At 68.0% G+C, this 17,756-nt stretch carries 18 protein-coding genes; 8 read left to right on the forward strand and 10 right to left on the reverse strand.

The window, feature by feature from the left end; translation table 11 throughout:
• Positions 1 to 15: 15 nt before the first annotated feature.
• From ULB03_RS20930 to ULB03_RS20965, 8 genes are all read right to left on the reverse strand, one after another.
• Positions 16 to 282 (reverse strand): hypothetical protein, encoded by a 267-nt coding sequence (locus ULB03_RS20930; protein WP_322485011.1) that lies wholly within the window; start codon positions 280 to 282, stop codon positions 16 to 18.
• Positions 279 to 1,322 carry a CmpA/NrtA family ABC transporter substrate-binding protein gene (locus ULB03_RS20935; RefSeq protein ID WP_322485012.1) on the reverse strand — a complete coding sequence of 348 codons (1,044 nt, stop codon included), beginning with the start codon at positions 1,320 to 1,322 and terminating at the stop codon, positions 279 to 281. Before ULB03_RS20935 ends, ULB03_RS20930 begins: the two co-directional genes overlap by 4 nt.
• Positions 1,319 to 1,909 (reverse strand): ANTAR domain-containing response regulator, encoded by a 591-nt coding sequence (locus tag ULB03_RS20940; protein WP_322485013.1) that lies wholly within the window; start codon positions 1,907 to 1,909, stop codon positions 1,319 to 1,321. Before ULB03_RS20940 ends, ULB03_RS20935 begins: the two co-directional genes overlap by 4 nt.
• A 148-nt stretch (positions 1,910 to 2,057) precedes the next feature.
• Positions 2,058 to 2,306 carry a 4a-hydroxytetrahydrobiopterin dehydratase gene (locus ULB03_RS20945; RefSeq protein WP_322485242.1) on the reverse strand — a complete coding sequence of 83 codons (249 nt, stop codon included), beginning with the start codon at positions 2,304 to 2,306 and terminating at the stop codon, positions 2,058 to 2,060.
• Between the two features lie 46 nt (positions 2,307 to 2,352).
• The gene (locus tag ULB03_RS20950; protein WP_322485014.1) at positions 2,353 to 3,048 is read right to left on the reverse strand and encodes an SDR family NAD(P)-dependent oxidoreductase; all 696 of its coding nucleotides are present in this window, start codon (positions 3,046 to 3,048) and stop codon (positions 2,353 to 2,355) included.
• Between the two features lie 23 nt (positions 3,049 to 3,071).
• Positions 3,072 to 4,391, reverse strand: coding sequence for a fumarylacetoacetase (fahA, locus tag ULB03_RS20955; RefSeq protein ID WP_322485015.1), 1,320 nt, complete (start codon positions 4,389 to 4,391; stop codon positions 3,072 to 3,074).
• On the reverse strand, positions 4,388 to 5,695 hold the full coding sequence (hmgA, locus tag ULB03_RS20960) for a homogentisate 1,2-dioxygenase (RefSeq protein WP_322485016.1): 1,308 nt from the start codon (positions 5,693 to 5,695) through the stop codon (positions 4,388 to 4,390). The genes fahA and hmgA overlap by 4 nt, the downstream gene beginning before the upstream one ends.
• A 225-nt stretch (positions 5,696 to 5,920) precedes the next feature.
• Positions 5,921 to 6,391, reverse strand: a complete 471-nt coding sequence (locus ULB03_RS20965) for an Lrp/AsnC family transcriptional regulator (protein ID WP_145729309.1) — start codon at positions 6,389 to 6,391, stop codon at positions 5,921 to 5,923.
• 152 nt (positions 6,392 to 6,543) lie between these two features.
• On the opposite strand from ULB03_RS20965, the gene ULB03_RS20970 reads away from it, so the two are divergent.
• Positions 6,544 to 7,737 (forward strand): amino acid aminotransferase, encoded by a 1,194-nt coding sequence (locus ULB03_RS20970; RefSeq protein ID WP_322485017.1) that lies wholly within the window; start codon positions 6,544 to 6,546, stop codon positions 7,735 to 7,737.
• A 63-nt stretch (positions 7,738 to 7,800) separates the two neighbouring features.
• Here ULB03_RS20970 and galE read toward each other — a convergent pair whose 3' ends face one another.
• A complete protein-coding gene (gene galE / locus ULB03_RS20975; RefSeq protein WP_322485018.1) occupies positions 7,801 to 8,823 on the reverse strand; it encodes a UDP-glucose 4-epimerase GalE in 1,023 nt (340 codons plus the stop codon).
• An 83-nt stretch (positions 8,824 to 8,906) separates the two neighbouring features.
• Positions 8,907 to 10,307 (reverse strand): glycosyltransferase family protein, encoded by a 1,401-nt coding sequence (locus ULB03_RS20980; protein ID WP_322485019.1) that lies wholly within the window; start codon positions 10,305 to 10,307, stop codon positions 8,907 to 8,909.
• A 362-nt stretch (positions 10,308 to 10,669) separates the two neighbouring features.
• Here ULB03_RS20980 and ULB03_RS20985 point away from each other — a divergent pair, with 362 nt between their 5' ends.
• The 7 genes from ULB03_RS20985 to ULB03_RS21015 all read left to right on the forward strand — a co-directional run bounded on the left by ULB03_RS20985 (position 10,670) and on the right by ULB03_RS21015 (position 17,756).
• A complete protein-coding gene (locus ULB03_RS20985; protein ID WP_322485020.1) occupies positions 10,670 to 11,896 on the forward strand; it encodes a glycosyltransferase family 4 protein in 1,227 nt (408 codons plus the stop codon).
• Positions 11,897 to 12,022: 126 nt separating this feature from the next.
• Positions 12,023 to 13,126: a GDP-mannose 4,6-dehydratase gene (gene gmd / locus ULB03_RS20990; protein WP_145729315.1), complete on the forward strand. Its 1,104-nt coding sequence runs from the start codon at positions 12,023 to 12,025 to the stop codon at positions 13,124 to 13,126.
• Positions 13,095 to 14,069: a GDP-L-fucose synthase gene (gene fcl, locus ULB03_RS20995; protein ID WP_322485021.1), complete on the forward strand. Its 975-nt coding sequence runs from the start codon at positions 13,095 to 13,097 to the stop codon at positions 14,067 to 14,069. Before gmd ends, fcl begins: the two co-directional genes overlap by 32 nt.
• Positions 14,070 to 14,213: 144 nt before the next feature.
• A complete protein-coding gene (locus tag ULB03_RS21000; RefSeq protein WP_322485022.1) occupies positions 14,214 to 15,752 on the forward strand; it encodes a lipopolysaccharide biosynthesis protein in 1,539 nt (512 codons plus the stop codon).
• The gene (locus tag ULB03_RS21005) at positions 15,749 to 16,582 is read left to right on the forward strand and encodes an FkbM family methyltransferase (protein WP_322485023.1); all 834 of its coding nucleotides are present in this window, start codon (positions 15,749 to 15,751) and stop codon (positions 16,580 to 16,582) included. The genes ULB03_RS21000 and ULB03_RS21005 overlap by 4 nt, the downstream gene beginning before the upstream one ends.
• 120 nt (positions 16,583 to 16,702) lie before the next feature.
• The gene (locus ULB03_RS21010; protein WP_322485024.1) at positions 16,703 to 17,254 is read left to right on the forward strand and encodes a hypothetical protein; all 552 of its coding nucleotides are present in this window, start codon (positions 16,703 to 16,705) and stop codon (positions 17,252 to 17,254) included.
• A gap of 37 nt (positions 17,255 to 17,291) precedes the next feature.
• The gene (locus tag ULB03_RS21015; RefSeq protein ID WP_322485025.1) at positions 17,292 to 17,756 is read left to right on the forward strand and encodes a hypothetical protein; all 465 of its coding nucleotides are present in this window, start codon (positions 17,292 to 17,294) and stop codon (positions 17,754 to 17,756) included.

Consider the following 17,756-nt stretch of genomic DNA (forward strand, 5'->3'; position numbering starts at 1 on the left):
ATGATCCGCAGACGATCAATTGATGACGAGTGTATGCGTACCCAAAGCCCACAACAAGGCGCAGCCCACGCAGAGGGCGACCAGGCTCAGTACCCGGTACAGCGGCACGTAAAAAGGCACGTCGAGGAAGAAGATATCCAGGCCGGCCAGGACGCGCCCCTTCGCGTGGTTGGCTTTGGCGCTGGATAATAGCCTTTGATGGTTGCGCCGCGCGCGAACGAAGCCGACCAGGCCCTGAATGATGAAAAGCGCGGCCACTCCATACGCGATGACTTCAGTCATGGCAGAATGACACCCGCCGCCGCGTCATACAAATCCGGTCGGTAAATCCGGGCGGCCAGCGTTTCCGCCTCGGCGGCACTGACCGGCAGGTCGCGCCAGCGGGTCATCTGGTCCAGGAACCAGCGGGCCTGATCCAGGGTGGGGCGGGTGGCGGCGCCGAAGACGCAGACGTCGGTGTCCTGGCCCAGGCCGTCGCGGGTGCCGCCGGGCAGGGACGCGGCGATGATTCCGGGGTCCAGGTTCAGGAAGGCCGGCTGGGCCAGGGTGGCGGCGATGGCGGGCGTGTTGGCCGGGTCGGCGCAGTCGGCGGCGGCGCGCAACAGGGCGCGCAGGACACCGTGCAGGGCCTCGGGCTGCTCCTCGGCCCAGGCTTCGCGCACTGCCAGGCACTTTTCCGGATGGCCGGGCAGGATGTCGGACGACAGGGCCACGGTGCGGCCCACGCCGGCCGCCGCCGCCACCGCACCCCAGGGGGCGCCGGCGCAGAAGCCGTCGATGCGGCCGGCCTCGATGGCGGCCACGCTGTCGGCCGGGGGCACGATGGCCCAATCCACGTCGGCCTGGGGGTCGATGCCGGCGGCGTGTAGCCAGCTTTTGAACAGCAGGGCGTGGGTGGACCAGGCATGGACCACCGCCAGGGTGACGCGGGGGCCGCCGGCATGGGAACGGCCCCGCAGCAGGGTGGCCAGGCGGCGGCCGGCCTCGGCCGCTGTGGGGCGGCCGCCTTCCAGGATAGGGCCGGCCAGTTCCTCGGACAGCGTCACGGCGTCGCCGTGCTGGCTGAGGCTCATGGGGATGATCAGGCGGGCCGCCGCCGGGCGCAGGCCCAGCGCCATGGCCAGCACCAGCGGTGGCAGCATCACGGCGGCATCCAGCAGGCCATAGGACAGCTTGTCCGCCAGGTTGGCCCAACTGGGTTCCACCGACAGGGTGACGTCCAGGCCCTCGGCCGCGAACAGGCCGGACGCCTGGGCGTGGATGACCGGGGCGCTGTCGGTCAGGCGCAGCAGGCCGATGCGGACGGGGCGTGGAAGGGTCATGACCCGCTTCCCTTCTTCTGTTCAGCGGCGGCCACGATGTCGGCGGCCACGGCGGCCAGCTTGCGGCTCTGCTCCATGGCCTGGCGGCGTAGCCAGCGATAGGCGTCCGGTTCCGCCATGCCGCGCTGGCGCATCAGCAGGGCCTTGGCCTGGTCCACCACCTCCCGCTCCCGCAACGACGTCTCCGCCTTGTGCAGGCTGGTTTCCACCTGGCGATAGCGGCGGAACATGGCCACCGCCGCCTGCACCACCGGCTTTAGGACGGGCAGCGAGGCGCCGACGACGTTGTAGGAACTGACGCCGGCCTCGATCGCTGCCTCCATGAAGGCGGGGTCGTCCTGGTCGACGAACATGACGATGGGGCGCGGGTCGTGGCGGGAGATGGCGCGGATGTCGTCCAGCCCGTCGCGGTCGGGGCGGGCCATGTCCACGATCACCAGGTCCGGCGCCGTCCGCGCCACGGCGTCGGCCAGCAGTTCCCCCGGACCCAAGCGGACGATGTCCGTGGCGCCGGCGGCCATCAGGTCCGCCTCGACGATGCGGCCGGGGTCGGCGGGGTGGACGGTGTCGGCGATCAGGACTTTCACCGGCGGCACACGGGGGAATTGGGGTGGCGAAGGCAACCACCTCTAATCGCCATTAGCCCCCGTGCGCAAGCGCGGTGATGCTGCCCGTGCGCAAGCGCGGTGATGCTGCCCGTGCGCAAGCACGGTGATGCTAACGGTGTCGGTCCGCTCAGAGAACCGGCAACAAACGGTCGATGGCGCGGGCCAGGTCCACGTCCCGCTGCGACAGGCCGCCGGCGTCGTGCGTGGTCAGGCGGATGTCCACGCGGTTGTAGACGTTGGACCACTCCGGGTGGTGGTCCGCCTTCTCCGCCAGCAGGGCCACCTGGGTCATGAAGCCGAAGGCCGCGGTGAAGTCGGTGAAGACGCAGCGGCGGGTGATGGCGTCGCCCTCCGGCGTCACGCTCCAGCCGGGCAGGGGGGAAGATCGGCGGCGTCCAGGCGCTTGACCATGATGGGCCTCTTCAGTCGGCGGTGGGGGCGGTGACGGGAATCAGCGCGCCGTTGATGGCGCGGGCGGCGCGGCTGGCCAGGAAGACGATGGCGTCGGCCACCGCCGCCGTGGCGGTCCAGGTCTTGGGGTCGACGTCCGGCATGTCCGCCCGGTTCTGCGGCGTGTCCATCACCAGGGGCAGTACAGCGTTGACGCGGATGCGCCCGCCCAGTTCGGTGGCCAGGCTTTCGGTCAACCGGGCCACGGCGGCCTTGGAGGCGGCATAGGCGCCCATGCCGGCACCGGCCTTTTCCGCGGCGGCGGCGCCCACGTTGACGATGGCGCCGCCGTTGGCCAGCCCACCCTCACCCTCCGGCACGATGGCGGCCCGGCACATGTTCAGGCAGGTACGGGCGTTCAGGGCGAACAGCTTTTCCCAGGTGGCGGGGTCGCCCTCCGCCACCGTTTGCCAGCGGAAGCCGCCGGCCACGTTCACCACCACGTCGGCGCCGCCCATGGCCACCTTGGCCTGGAGGAAGGCGGTGCGGGCGGCGGCCTCGTCCGTCAGGTCCACGCCGCCCAGGTGCAGCAAGCCGTCCGTGACGGCGGCCGGCGCCGGCGCATGGTCGACCACGGTGACGCGATGGCCCGCCGCCAGGAAGGACTTGGCCACCGCCGCGCCCAGGACACCGGCGCCGCCGGTGATGATGACCTTTTGCTGGGTCATGATGGTCTTCCCTTCTCTGGTCGTTACAGGGCTTGCGCCGGCGCCACCTGACCCCGGCAGTCGCCGAAGCCGATGGCGACATACCCCTCGGCCACCGCGCGGCCGGCCAGGATAAGCTCATCGCCGTCGGCCAGGAAGGTCCGCGTCTCCCCGGTCGGCAGGGTGATGGGCGCTTTACCGCCGCGCGTCAATTCCAACAGGCTGCCTACGCCGCTATCATCAGGGGTGGAGATGGTGCCCGTGCCCAGCAGGTCGCCGGGGTTCAGGTCGCAGCCGTTGCAGGTATGGTGCGCCACCAACTGCGCCGCCGTCCAATAGAGGTTGGTGGCGGGCCCGGTGCCCAGGCGGTGCGGGGCCAGTCCCGCCTCGCGCATGCGAGGCGTGCGGATCAGCACCGACAGCTCGATGCGATAGGCCCCGCGCTCCTGGTCGGCCTCATCCCACAGATAGGGCAGGGGCTTGGGATCGTCCGCCGCCCGGGCCGCCTGGCGGGTGCGGAAGGGGGCCAGCGCCTCCGCCGTCACGATCCAGGGCGACACGGTGGTCAGGAAGTTCTTGGCCAGGAAGGGGCCCAGCGGCTGGTATTCCCAGGCTTGCAGGTCGCGGGCGGACCAGTCGTTCAGCAGGCACAGGCCGGCGATGTGGCTGTCCGCCTCGCCAATGCCGATGGGGGTGCCAAGCTCATTGCCTGGTCCGATCCAGATGCCCAGCTCCAGCTCCAGATCCAGGCGCTGGCTGGGGCCGAAGGTCGGCGCCTCCGCGTCGGGGGCCTTGCGCTGGCCGTTGGGGCGGCGCACCTCCGTCCCGGTCACGCGGACGCTGGAGGCGCGGCCGTGATAGCCGATGGGCACATGCTTGTAGTTGGGCAGCAGCGGGTTGTCGGGGCGGAATTGCCGGCCGACATTCAGCGCGTGATGGATGCCGGCATAGAAATCGGTGTACCCGCCGATGTGCGCCGGCAGATGCAGGGTGCAGTCCGCTGCGGGGTAAAGCAGGCCTTCCACGGCGTTCCGCTCTTCGCTGCCGCTGGCCAGCAGCTGCGACAGGCGGCGGCGCAGGGCGCGGCGGGGTTTCGCGCCCAGGGCCAGCAGCGGGTTCAGCGTTGGCCCGCTGGCGGCGATGGCGGCGTCCAGCGCCGCCCCGGTGAGCAGGCCGGAGCGGCTGGCCTTGGCCAGGTCCAGCACTTGGCCGCCGATGGCGACGCCGCCGCGCGGCGCCTCATCCCCGGTGCTGAACACGCCCAGGGGCAGGTTCTGGATGGGAAAGTCGGCATGGCCGTTGGCGCTGCCGACCCAACTGGTCAGGGCCGGGTTGTGCGTCTCATCGATCACGGGATGGATCATCGCGGCAACTCCGCCTTGGTGAAGCCCGACCAGCAGTCGTCATAGTCCAACTGCATCAAGGGTGTTTCGATGGCGAAGCGGGTGGGGCGGATGACCCAGCGGCTTTCGAACATGAAGGCCATGGTGTTCTCGATCTTGTGGGGCTTCAGGTCCGCCGCCACCGCGCGTTCGTAACTGGTGCGGTCGGGGCCGTGGCCGCTCATGCAGTTGTGCAGCGAGGCGCCGCCGGGAGCAAAGCCGCCGGCCTTGGCATCGTACTGGCCGTGGATCAGGCCCATGAATTCATTCATGACGTTGCGATGGAACCAGGGCGGGCGGAACGTGTCCTCCGCCACCATCCAGCGCGGCGGGAAGATGACGAAATCGCAATTGGCCGTGCCGGCCATTTCCGACGGCGCCGTCAGCACGGTGAAGATGGACGGGTCCGGGTGGTCGTAAGACACGGTGTTGATGGTGTTGAACCGCGCCAGATCGTAGGTGTAGGGCGCCAGGTTGCCGTGCCAGGCCACCACGTCCAGGGGGCTGTGGTCCAGGGTGGTGGTCCACAGGCGGCCCTGGAACTTCTGCACCACCTCCGTCCGCTCATCCACATCCTCGAACCAGGCGACGGGGGTCAGGAAATCGCGCGGGTTGGCCAGGCCGTTGGCGCCGATGGGCCCCAGGTCGGGCAACTTGAAGGGCGCGCCATAATTCTCGCAGACATAGCCCCGGGCGCGGCCATCCGGCAGCAGGACGCGGAAGCGCACGCCGCGCGGCACCACCGCGATCTCCCCGGGCGCCACCTCCATGCGGCCCAGCTCCGTCTCCAGGCGCAGGCGGCCCATCTGCGGCACGATCAGCAGCTCGCCATCCGCATTGTAAAACACCCTTGATGTCATGGGCTGGTTGGCGGCGTAGAGATGGATGGCGATGCCGTTGTTGGTGCCGGCGTCGCCATTGCCGCCATAGGTCACCAGGCCGTCAACGAAGTCGGTGGGGGCGTCGGGCAGGGGCAGCGGATCCCAGCGCAGGCGGTTCGGGGTGGGCGGCACCTCGTCGAAGGGGCCGGAGCGCAGCAGGCTGGACCGCGCGTAAGGCTGGAAGGGCGCGTGGCTGGCGGTGGGCCGCAGGCGGTACAGCCAGGACCGGCGGTTCTCCGCCCGGGGGGCGGTGAAGGCGCTGCCCGACACCTGCTCGGCATACAGGCCAAAGGGCACTTTCTGCGGCGAATTGCGCCCCACCGGCAGGGCGCCGGGCACCGCCTCCGTCGCAAAGCCGTTGCCGAACCCGCTCATGGTTGCGAGAGGAGCGTTATCCAGGGTCATGGCCATTGCCTCCACCAGATCGTTTCATTTGAAACGATATAAGGGGTGATGCGCGGCGCTTGTCAAATGGATAAGGCGCCGACGCAGGGGGCGTCCTCGGGCCGTGGCACCGCCGTGGCGCCAGTGTATACCCAGCGGCGCGCGAGAACCTTTCAATCGCATGGGCTCATCCGGGCGCCGCCGGAAAAGTTGCGCGGCTGAACCGCCCCGCCTGAAACAGCCTGATCAGATCGGCAGGGCGGTGGTGTATTTCACCTGGCTCAGGGCGAAATGCGATGCGGCGGCGGCCACGGCCGGGTGGGCCAGCAACTCGCGCATCAGGAAGCGTTCGTAACTGGCGACATCGGCCACCACCACCCGCATCAGATAGTCCCATTCGCCGGACATGCTGTGGCAGTCCATGATCTCGCCGCGCGTCTGGATGAAGGCCTCGAACTCCTGGCGGTCCTTGGTGGCATGGCTTTTCATGCGCAGTTGGCACATGACGCTGACGCCGCGGCCCACCTTGGCCGCGTCCACCAGGCGCACGGCCGGGCCCAGGATGCCCGCCGCCTCCAGTGCCTTGATGCGCCGCCAGCACGAGGCGGGGGAGGCGCCGACCTGCTCCGCCAGCGCGGCGTGGCTCAGGCTGGCGTCACGCTGCAGGGCGCGCAGGATGCGGTGATCAATATCGTCAAACTGATCAATCTCTTTCATTCCACACCGCCTCGTGAAATACGGTTCCCATAAATGTCCCAGTGCCCATGGCAATGAAAGGACATTGTCAGGGATCTCGCATAAAATCATTCAGCAACAATAGCGGTGCGCCGCCGCGCGTCCCGCTCCGCCCATAAGGGAGTTTCCGCTTCATGTCCGTCCCGACGCTTTTCGACGCGCTGGCGCCGCAGCCCGCCGACACGCTGCTGTCCCTGATCGCCCTGCACCGGGACGATCCCCGGCCCCACAAGCTGGATCTGGGTGTCGGTGTCTACCGGGACGACAGCGGGGCGACGCCGGTGATGCGCGCCGTGAAGGCGGCCGAGGCCCGCTTGCTGGAAACCCAAGGCAGCAAAAGCTATCTGGGGCCGGAGGGCGACATCCGGTATGCCGAGCTGTTGCAGCCCATCGTGTTCGGCAAGGCCCTGCCCGCCGAAACCCTGGTGGGGGTGCAGACCCCCGGCGGCACCGGCGCCCTGCGCTTGGCCGCGGAACTGATCAACGCGGCCCGGAAGAACGCCAAGGGGCCGGGCGCCAAGGTCTGGCTGGGCACGCCCACCTGGCCCAACCACGCGCCCATCATGGCCGCCGCCGGTCTGACGGTGGCGACATACCGCTATTACGACCAGGCGACGCAGACCGTCCTGTTCGATGAGATGATGTCGGCGCTGCGGGGTGCCGACGCCGGCGACGTGGTGCTGCTGCACGGCTGCTGCCACAACCCCGTGGGCGCCGATCTGGACCGTTCCCAGTGGCGGGCGGTGGCCGAGGTGGTGGCCCAGCGCGGTCTGATCCCCCTCATCGACCTGGCGTACCAGGGCCTGGGCGATGGTTTGGAGGAGGATGCCGCCGGTGCCCGCCTGGTGCTGGATGCCGCCCCGGACGCCTTGCTGGCCTATTCCTGCGACAAGAACTTCGGCCTGTACCGGGAGCGGGTGGGCGCCCTGTACGCCAAGGGCGGTACGCCGGCGCGCACCGAGCTGATGCGGTCCAACATCCTGCTGCTGGCCCGGGTGAACTGGTCCATGCCGCCGGACCATGGCGGCGCCCTGGTGCGCGTCATCCTGGACGATGCCGCCCTGACCGCCGACTGGCGGGCGGAACTGGACGGCATGCGCACCCGCATCAACCGGGTGCGCCAGGCCTTGGCGGCCGGTGACCCCTGGCTGGCGCCGCTGGGCCGCCATCGCGGCATGTTCTCCCTGCTGCCGCTATCGCCGGACCAGGTGGCGACGCTGCGCCGTGAGCACGCCGTCTACATGGTGGGCTCTGGCCGCGCCAACGTGGCCGGTCTGACGCTGGACACTGTGCCCCAGTTCATCGACGCCGTGCGCGCCGTACGCTGAGGGCTCCAAAAGACTGGGGCGAAGGGGGCCAGCTCTGCCCCCTTCGTCCGCTCCCTGAAACGGTCAGGCTGTCTTGCGGACCGAGGCCATGGCCGCTTCCTGCGGAGCCTGCAATTCCCGCAGACGCCGGCGCCAGGCGTCGGCGATCTGGATGTCCAGGCTGCCGCGCTCCGGCGTCCAGCCCAGGATGCGCCGGGCCTGCGTGGCGTCGCCCACCAGGGCGGGCGGGTCGCCGGGCCGGCGGGGCCCGACATGCCAGGGGATGGGCAGGCCGGTCACCCGTTCCGCCGCCTCCATGACCTCGCGGACGGAATAGCCATTGCCGTTGCCCAGGTTCAGGGCCATGGATGGCCCGTCGTCCAGCAGGTGCTTCAGCGCCAGGATGTGGGCGTCGGCCAAGTCGCTGACATGGATGTAGTCGCGGATGCAGGTGCCGTCCGGCGTGGGGTAGTCGGCGCCGTTGACGGTCAGCCCATCCTTGCGGCCCAGCGCCGCGTCCAGCACGTTGGGGATCAGGTGCGGCTCCGGATCATGGTTCTCGCCCAAGTCGCCGTCGGCATCGGCCCCCGCGGCATTGAAATAGCGCAGGATGACGGCGCGCAGGCCCCAGGCGGGCTCGCAGTCGGCGATGATGCGTTCCATCATCTGCTTGCTGGCGCCATAGGGGTTGATGGGCGCCTGGGGGTGCCCCTCGGTGATGGGCACGCGCTGGGGCACGCCATAGACGGCGCAGGTGCTGGAAAACACCAGGTTGCCGACGCCGGCGTCGCGCATCGCCTCCAGCAGGGCGATGGAGCCCGCGACGTTGTTGCGATAGTAGAGCAGCGGGTCCTCAACGGACTCACCCACATGGGCATAGGCCGCGAAATGCATGACGGCGCAGGGCTGGTAATCGCGCAGTACGTCGGTCAGCCGGGCCACGTCGCCGATGTCGCCGACCTCCAGCGGGCCGTACAGCACGGCCTCACGCGGACCCCGGCTCAAATTGTCATAGGTGACGGGGCTCAACCCCGCCTTGGCCAACGCCTTGCAGGCATGGCTGCCGATGAAACCGGCGCCGCCGGTCACCACAACAGTGTCACTCATGGCCTCTATCCCTTCACAGTCTTCTCCCCGACAACTCGGGGGGCTTCTGGTGGGTCCCCGGCGACATGGCCGATGGCGAATGGTCAGGACGCGGGGCTTGGGCGCATCCCGCCTTCAAGCGGGGGCTGTTCCAGCGGGACCCCGGCCCGCCGGGCGAAAAAACGGCACAGAGCCCGGATCTCCTCACCGGCGACGAAGGTCTCGTCGGGCAGGGACAGCAGGCGCTGCCGCTTGCGCTCATAGTCCTCGGGCGTGAGCTCCTGGAAGAAGCGCACCATCGTCTCTTCCAGGGGCTGGTCGAAGCCCCAGCCCACGTTATGGCGGGTCACCAGGCGGTCGACCTCGAAACCCCGGACGCTCAGGCAGGGCACGCCGAAATAACCAGCCTCGTAGAACCGGTTGGGCAGCAGCCAGCGTGAGTTGTGCTCCGTGTTCTCCAGATCCAGCGCCCAGGCGAAATCGACGCCCGCGTACATGTCCGCCAATTCGCCGGGATGGTCATAACGCCCGCCGTACAGGATGTTGGGGCAGGCCTCCAAAGTCTTGAAGAAGCTCTTCTCATCGACGGTGGTCAGCACGCCGCGGAAGCGGATTTGCAGCCGGTCGGGCAGGCGCTGCGCCAGGCGGCGCATCAGGTCCACGGTCTGTTCCCCCCGGATCAATCCGAAATAACCGATGACCCAGGGGCGGTCCGGCGGCATCAGCGGCCGCGTGCCGGCGGATGCCGGGGCGGGGCTGGCGGCCAGGGCCGCCGGCCGTTCCGGCAGGCCCGGCCGGGGCAGCTTGTTTTCCACCAACAGCCACGGCCCGCGGAACTTCTGCGTCGGCGCGTAATAGTGGCGGTGGAAGCCGGGCGAGGACAGGACCAGCAGCTTCACCTGCGTCAGGCACAGCCGCTCCACCAAGCGCAGGGCCAAGGAGCGCAGGCCGTGGGCCACGAACATGGGCTGGATGTCCAGCACCTCGTAAACCAGCTCGGCCTTGCGGCTGATGAACCACTTCATCACCAGCGCCAGCAAAAGCTGGTCGATGTTGCGGGCATAAAGGACGGTGGCGTCGGTGAGCCGCGCGCGATTGCGGAAAATGACGCGCAGGGCGCCCGCCAGGGCCTGCAGGCGGTGGACATACTTGCCGTCCACGGTGCGACCCAACAGCACATGCGGCCAGGGGGGGCGGTAGCCGCTGTTGTACCGCGCCCGCTCGAAACCCAGGACCAGGACGGGCAAGCCGTTGTCCAGGAACTCCCGCACGCGCTTGATGGTGCTGACGTCCGTGATGTCCTGGGTCAGGAACACCACGCCGACCTTGCCGGCGCCCGCCGATCCCCGTCGGGAGCCGATATGTTCCGCCATCCAGTCGCCCACGGGCCAATCACCCACGGAGCGGTCGCCCGCAAGCTCCGCCCCGCCATCGTGGCCGTCTGGCGGTGAGGCGGGGACATCGGTGGACGAAACGGTGGCGCTGGCAGCCGGACTATTGTCCATGAGCGCTGCGCTGGGAATTCTTGACAGCACGGATGTCCCCATTTGCGGCCTTTGCGAAGTAATTCATCATGAACCGGCGCCGATTTTCCGTGCTGTGACAAAACAGGGCCGCCTAATCATTAAAGGGCGTATGCCTTTTTTCGTGGGGGTGGCTCCTGTGATTGAATTGGGGCAGGTAAAGCCGCCCCGGTCACAGGTTGGTCACTGGCGGGTCGACGGCGGTCCTGTTTGATTTCAATCACCACATCAGCGGCTTCGCTTGCCCCAAGGGCGGCGATCCGCCACCGGATCAACCGACGGAAGAGACCCAGGCCGTGGCCGAGCGCACTCCTTCACCCCAATCGCATCCGTCCGGGCGCCCCGTGCAACCACCGCCGGTCTTCGGGGGGTTCCCGGAGGAAGAGGTCGCCGCAGCTGCGTCCGTGGGCGAGGGGCGGCAGGCCGAACGCCGGTTCGACCGGGTGGCCATCACCTCCGTCTTCGGTGATCCGACCCATCCCCGGACCTGGTCCGGCGCCCCCCGCAACCTGGGCGTGGCGCTGGAAAAGCTGGGCGTGACGGTGGAGGGCTTCCACCCCCACCTGTCCAAGACCTTCAAGATGGGTTTGGCCGCGCGCCACGTCATGGGCGGCTACGGCAAGCTGATGACGTCGGAGCAGTTGTACCGCGCCGCCCCCGCCCGGCGGCACCTGGCCCGGCAATTGGCCGCCAAGGCGGCGGAACGGGGCACGCGCCACATCATCCACACCGGCGCGCTGGACCTGCCGGCGGTGGAGGCCCAGGCCACGGCCGACCCCATGTTCGACCGGGCGCACCGCGTCCACCACTACCTCTATTGCGACCACACCTGGGCGCTGGCGGCCGAACACCGCCCCGACATCGCCGGCTACAGCCCGCGCGCGCTGGCGGCGTATGAGGATCTGGAGCGGCGGTCGCTGCACTGCGTCGACCACATCTTCACCTTCGGCCGCTACGTCCGCGACCACATCATCAGCCACTACGGGGTGCCGGCGGCCCGGGTCACGGCGGTCGGATCAGGCATGGGCGACATCAAGCCCTATATCGGCCCCAAGGACTACGCCAAGCCCAAGCTGCTGTTCGTCTGCAAGCACCTGTTCCGGGAAAAGGGTGGGGAACTGGTGATCGAGGCCTTCCAGCAGGCGGTTCTGCGCCGGCCGGACCTCAGCCTGACCATCGTGGCCGATCCCTCCGTCCGCGACCGGGTGCCTGAGCATCCCGCCATCGAGTTCCGCTCCGCCTTGCCTTGGGCCGAATTGCAGGAGCTGTACCGCCGCTCCTCCCTGCTGGTGCAGCCCATGCTGAACGACCCGTGGGGCCAGGTGTATCTGGAGGCGCTGATCTCCCGCACCCCCGTCCTGGGATTGCGGCGCAACGGCCTGCCGGAAATCACCGGCGATGGCCGCTACGGCTTCCTGGCCACCCGCGCGGACCCGCAGGAATTGGCGACCCTGATCGTCCAGGCCGTTTCGGACCCGCAACGCCTGGCCGTTATGGGCGCGCGCGGACAGAACCACGTCCTGGAAACCTATACCTGGGACCGCGTCGCCCGCGCCGTGCTTTTCCCTTGAACACAACGACCCCACGACAAGGGGCGCCAAGAATAAATGGAAAGAAGCGCCCCAAACAACAATCCGGAAACAATCCCCAAGATCTTGCTGGCAACAGCGACCAACCCATTGATGAACGGAGCAGCTATGTCGAATAGAACCGCGTTGATCACCGGCATCACCGGCCAGGACGGGTCGTACCTGGCCTCGTTCCTCCTGGCCCGTGGCTATGTGGTCCATGGCCTGAAGCGCCGTTCCTCCTCCATCAACACCGACCGGTTGGATCACATCTACCGGGATCGCCACGAGGGCGGCTTCGAGTTCTCGCTCCACTATGGTGACATGACGGACAGCCTGGCGCTGACCCGCTTGATCGCGGAGACGCGGCCGACCGAAATCTACAACCTGGCGGCCATGAGCCATGTGGCGGTCAGCTTCGAGATGCCGGAGTACACCGCCAACGTGGACGCCACCGGCACGCTGCGCCTGCTGGAGGCGGTGCGGTCGCTGAAGATGCAGGACGATGTCCGCTTCTACCAGGCCTCCACCTCCGAACTGTACGGCGGCATCAGCAGCGACCCGCTGTCGGAAACCACGCCGTTCCACCCGCGCAGCCCCTACGCGGTGGCCAAGATGTACGGCTACTGGATCACGGTGAACTACCGGGAGGCGTACAACATGCACGCCTCCAACGGCATCCTGTTCAACCATGAATCGCCGGAACGCGGCGAGACCTTCGTCACCCGCAAGATCAGCCGCGCCGTGGCGGCCATCGAGCGCGGCCTGCAGAATTGCCTCTACCTCGGCAACCTGGAGGCCCGGCGCGACTGGGGCCACGCCCGCGACTATGTCGAGGGCATGTGGCTGATGCTGCAGCAGGACAAGCCCGACGATTACGTGCTGGCCACCGGTGAGGCCCATTCGGTGCGCGAGTTCGTGGAACTGGCCTTCCACTGCATCGGCCGCCCCCTGGTGTGGCGCGGCGAGGGCGTGAACGAGCGGGGGTATTGCCGCCGCACCGGCAAGGTGCTGGTCGCGGTCGACCCCGCCTACTACCGCCCGGCCGAAGTCGACTTCCTGCTGGGCGACCCCACCAAGGCCAAGACGGTCCTGGGCTGGCAGCACCGCATCGCCTTCGAGGAGCTGGTCTACGAGATGGTGAATGCCGACCGCGCCCTTCTGGATCGCACCCCCGTCAAGCAGTGGGAAGGACAGCACGATGCACAAGCCCCCTTACGAGCTGCGCAATAAGCGCGTCTGGGTCGCGGGTCACCGCGGCCTGGTCGGCTCCGCCCTGGTGCGGCGGCTGGAGCGGGAGGGGTGTGAGATCCTGACCGTGGGCCGCCACCACTGCGACCTGCGCAACAGCGGCCAGGTCGACCGGTGGATGAAGGACCTGCGTCCGGACGCCGTCTTCCTGGCGGCGGCCCATGTCGGCGGCATCCACGCCAACGACACCCGGCCGGCGGAGTTCATCTACGACAACCTGATGATCGAGGCGAACGTCATCGACAGCGCTCACCGCTCGGGCGTGGAGAAGTTGTTGTTCCTCGGTTCCTCCTGCATCTATCCGCGGATGGCGCCCCAGCCCATCCCGGAGGAGGCGCTGCTGACCGGCCCGCTGGAGCCGACCAACCAGTGGTACGCCATCGCCAAGATCGCCGGCATCAAGCTGTGCCAGGCCTATCGCCGCCAGTATGGCTGCGACTTCACCTCGGTCATGCCGACCAACCTGTACGGCCCCGGTGACAACTTCGACCTGATGGCCAGCCATGTCGTGCCGGCCCTGATGGTGAAGGCCCACAAGGCCAAGCAGGAAGGGGCGAAGGCCCTGGAAATCTGGGGCAGCGGCACGCCCTTGCGGGAGCTTCTGTACGTGGACGACGCCGCCGACGGTATGGTCTTCGTCATGAAGCATTATTCCGGGGAGGAGCCGCTGAACCTGGGCAGCAGCCAGGAGGTGTCCATCGCCGAGCTCGCGGAACGGATTTGCCGGGTCGTGGGTTTCCAGGGCGACATCGTGCACGACCGCAGCAAGCCTGACGGGACGCCGCGCAAGATCATGGACAACAGCCGACTGGAAGCCTTGGGCTGGCGGGCCCCCACGTCGATCGACGACGGCCTTGCCCAGACCTATCGCTGGTATGTGGAAAACATCGCCTCCGTCCGGGGCGCGCCGGTTGTCCACGCCTGACGGTGACGGCTCTGGCCGCCGGCTCTCCCCGGCGGATGGACCGTCCCCACCGCCGCCGGCCAGGCGATTGCCCTCGTCCGGCCGGTGGCGGTTCCACCCCAACAACGGCGGCGCCCGCGTCCGCGCCGCCGGTGAGAGGTGTTAATGCGTGATCGGAACGGCGACCTGAATACCGCCCACCTCATCGGTGACATCGGCCGCCGGGCGACCCGGGGCGGAACCGTGATGATGGGGGCCCAGGTGGTGAAGCTGGTGGCCCAGTTCGGCTCCGTCATCGTGCTGGCGCGGGTGCTGGCGCCGGCTGAGTTCGGCCTCATCGCCATGGTCGGGGCCATGACGGCCCTGTTCGAAATCGTGAAGGAGCTGGGCCTGTCCGCGGCCACGATGCAGAAGACGGACATCACCCACGAACAGGTCAGCGCCCTGTTCTGGATCAACACCGGGGCCGGTTGCCTCATCGCCGCCTGCCTGGCCTTGGGCGCTCCCGCCATCGCCCACTTCTACGGGCAACCGGATCTGGAGCCGGTGACCCGCTGGCTGGCACTGGGCTTCATCATGAGCGGCGCCACGGTGCAGCATTGGGCCCTGCTGCGCCGGCAGATGCGCTTTTCCGCCATCGCCATCGCGGAGACCGGCAGCGAGCTGCTGGCCTTCGTCGTGGCCGTCGTCCTGGCCTTCCAGGGTTGGGGTCACTGGGCCCTGGTGGCGCAGCGCCTGGCCGCCCCCTTCCTGGTCATGGCCGGCTGCTGGGCCCTGTGCCGCTGGCGGCCGTCGCCGCCGCGCCGCACGTCGGGCATTCCCGAGCTGCTGGGCTTCGGCCTGTCGGTGTCGGGATGCGGAATCCTTGCCACCCTGGCGCGCAGCATCGACCAGATCCTGGTGGGCCGCCTGTTCGGCGCCGCCACCCTGGGCCTCTATGAGCGCGCGGCGCGGCTGGTTCTGGTGCCCATGAACAGCATCAACGCGCCGCTCTACTCCGTGGCCATGCCGGCATTGAGCCGTCTGGTGGATGAGCCGCAGCGCTTCCGCCGGGCGTTCGGCGTCCTGATCGAGCGGGTGGCCATGGTCACCATGCCGGCCGCCGCCGGCGCCGCCGTCGCGTCCGACTGGGTGACCAACCTGCTGTTCGGCCCGAAGTGGGAGGCGATGTCCCCCCTGATCACCTGCTTCGCGCTGGTGGCCGCGGTGCAGCCCACGCTGATGACGGCTGGCCTGATCTACTTGCCCCAGGGGCGGTCGCGCGACCTGCTGCGGTCCACCGCCATCGACGTGGCCTTGGCCGTCGCCTCCTTCATCGCCGGCATCCCCTTCGGCGCCGTCGGCGTCGCCGGGGCCTATGCCGCCGTCGGCCTGGTGCTGCGCCTGCCGGTCTGTTTCTACCTGGCCGCCGGGCAGGGGCCGGTCACCCAGGGCGACCTGTACCGGCGCATCCTGCCGTCTGTCGCGGCGTCGCTGGCGGTCGCCGGCGTCGTCTGGGTCTTGCGCAACGGCGTGATGCCCGACAGCCTGCTGGCGGCCCCGCTGGTGGCGCTGGCGGTGGCCGCGGTGGTGGGGATGCTCACCGCGGGGCTGGCCTTCCTGCTCATGCGGCCCAGCCGCGACGCCATGACCAGCGTCCTGCGCTCCCTCGTGTCCCGGCCCCACCCGGCGCCGACGGCCTTCGCCAAGGAGGTGGCTGAATGATCCCCGGTGCGCTGAGACGCGGGGCGAAGCAACTGGTTCGCACCGTCTGTCCCACGCCGATGATGCTGTGGCTTGAACACAAGTACTTCGAGCATTTCGGTGAGGCCGAAACCCGCCTGGTGCGCCACCTGTGCGAGCCTGGGCGTGATGCCATCGACGTGGGTGCCAACGAGGGCTGCTACATCCATTTCATGCGGCCCCATGCCCGGCGGGTCTACGCCTTCGAGCCCGTTCCCTGGCTGGCGGCGCGCCTGTCGGCCAAGTTCGGCGACGACGTCGTGGTCTACCCCACCGCCCTGTCGCAATCCTCCGGCGTCGCCCAGCTGCACATTCCCATGGTGGCGGGACAGCCGGAGACGGGGCTGTCGACCCTGTCCCCCACCGCCCTGGCCGACCAGCCGACGCAGCGTGAGCTGAAGGTGACTTCCGCCCCCCTCGACGCCGTTTATTCCGGCGATGTCGCCTTCATCAAGATCGACGTGGAGGGACACGAGGAGGCGGTGCTGGAGGGCGGCCGGGAAACCATCACCCGCTGCCATCCCCGCATCCTGGTGGAGATCGAGGAGCGGCATTCCCGCGGCTCCATCGACCGCATCGCCCGCTTCTTCGACGCCATCGACTACCAGGGGTATTTCCTGCATCACAACAAGCTGCGCACCCTGGACAATTTCGACGTGGCCACGATGCAGCGGCCGCAGGACATCCAGGACTATCGCCCTGGCCTGGCCCGCAGCCAATTCGCCGACTATGTGAACAACTTCCTGTTCCTGCCCCGGCAGGAATCCCCCGGCACCCTGGCCAACATCGCGGCCGAGCTGGCCCAGGAATAGCGGCCTCCAGTCCACGGGGTGTCCGGGCGACGGGGTGCTGGCCGCGTCAATTTTCGCGTGGAAGTTGACAAGAACAAATAAAGAACATATGTTGCTCTTCCAACAACAGGGAGAGCGATCATGGATGGCTGGCAGCGTCGATACCGCGTGAGCAATAGCCCTGGTGGCCTGGGCCTGAGTTGCACGGCCGAGGGCTTGGCCCTGGCCGGCGTGCCCCTGCTGGCCAAGGGGGCCGGCGGCTTCCAGGTCCGCCCGGCGGCGGAGGTGGCGGTGTTGCTCCAGCGCGCCTACGCCGGCGCCGCCCCTGGCACCACCGTGCTGCCCGCTCTCGCCAAGATCGCCGATGCCTTGAACCGGGGCGACCTGGCCCAGGCCATGATCCGCGCCGTGCATCTGCGCCTGCCTGAACTGGATTGGGACGCCGCCGTCCGGCTGGCGCGGGCAAACGACAACCTGGCGAAGTACAGCCCGGATCAGCCGCGGGATTGGCATGGACGGTGGGCGAGTGGGGGTGGGACACCGCCAGTGACTCCCTCTCGCGACGGGTCGGCTGTAAGCGTCGATTATCAGCTGCAGGCGACACCAGAGCCAAGGATGAAGGTGCACGTCTCAAGATGCAGAAGAGAGGGAGATCTGCGCCGACAATTTCTCGCTTCATCATCAGGGGACTGAAAATGTTCATCGGTAGACTGGTTAAGAGCGCTTGGATATGCCGTATCCTATCCATTATTTCGTGCTCCACCCTGTTATGTCTTTTCTTGATGTTGAAATTCCCTCCGATGTCAGTCTACGCGGAAGAGACGGAGCGCTCAGCCCTGGCGGCACTCATAAATTACATCGGCACAAGGGACTTAAAGGGGAATATTATTTTTCGATCAACGGATCGGACCCCAGTGACGAAATTTTCGATGAAATGAGAAATAAATACCCGAAGACAATTCTTCATAAATTGAGCGAAAGCGAAGGGTATGAATTTTGTTTTGGGACCTATATTGATGATGGCCGCGAAATAAAATGCGCGCCGCACCCGTTGATGCATGCCAGATTCATAGCGATGCCACTGTGGCATGTGGCGCTGGTTTCGGCTGGCACAACAGGCAGCGGCGGCCAGTTCTGGGTGCTCAACGCCTACGGCCGATGGATCGTGCTCACCGGACAGGTCGGATATGTGTGA

The organism is Nitrospirillum goiasense, from assembly GCF_034427435.1.
Classification (GTDB): Bacteria; Pseudomonadota; Alphaproteobacteria; order Azospirillales; family Azospirillaceae; genus Nitrospirillum.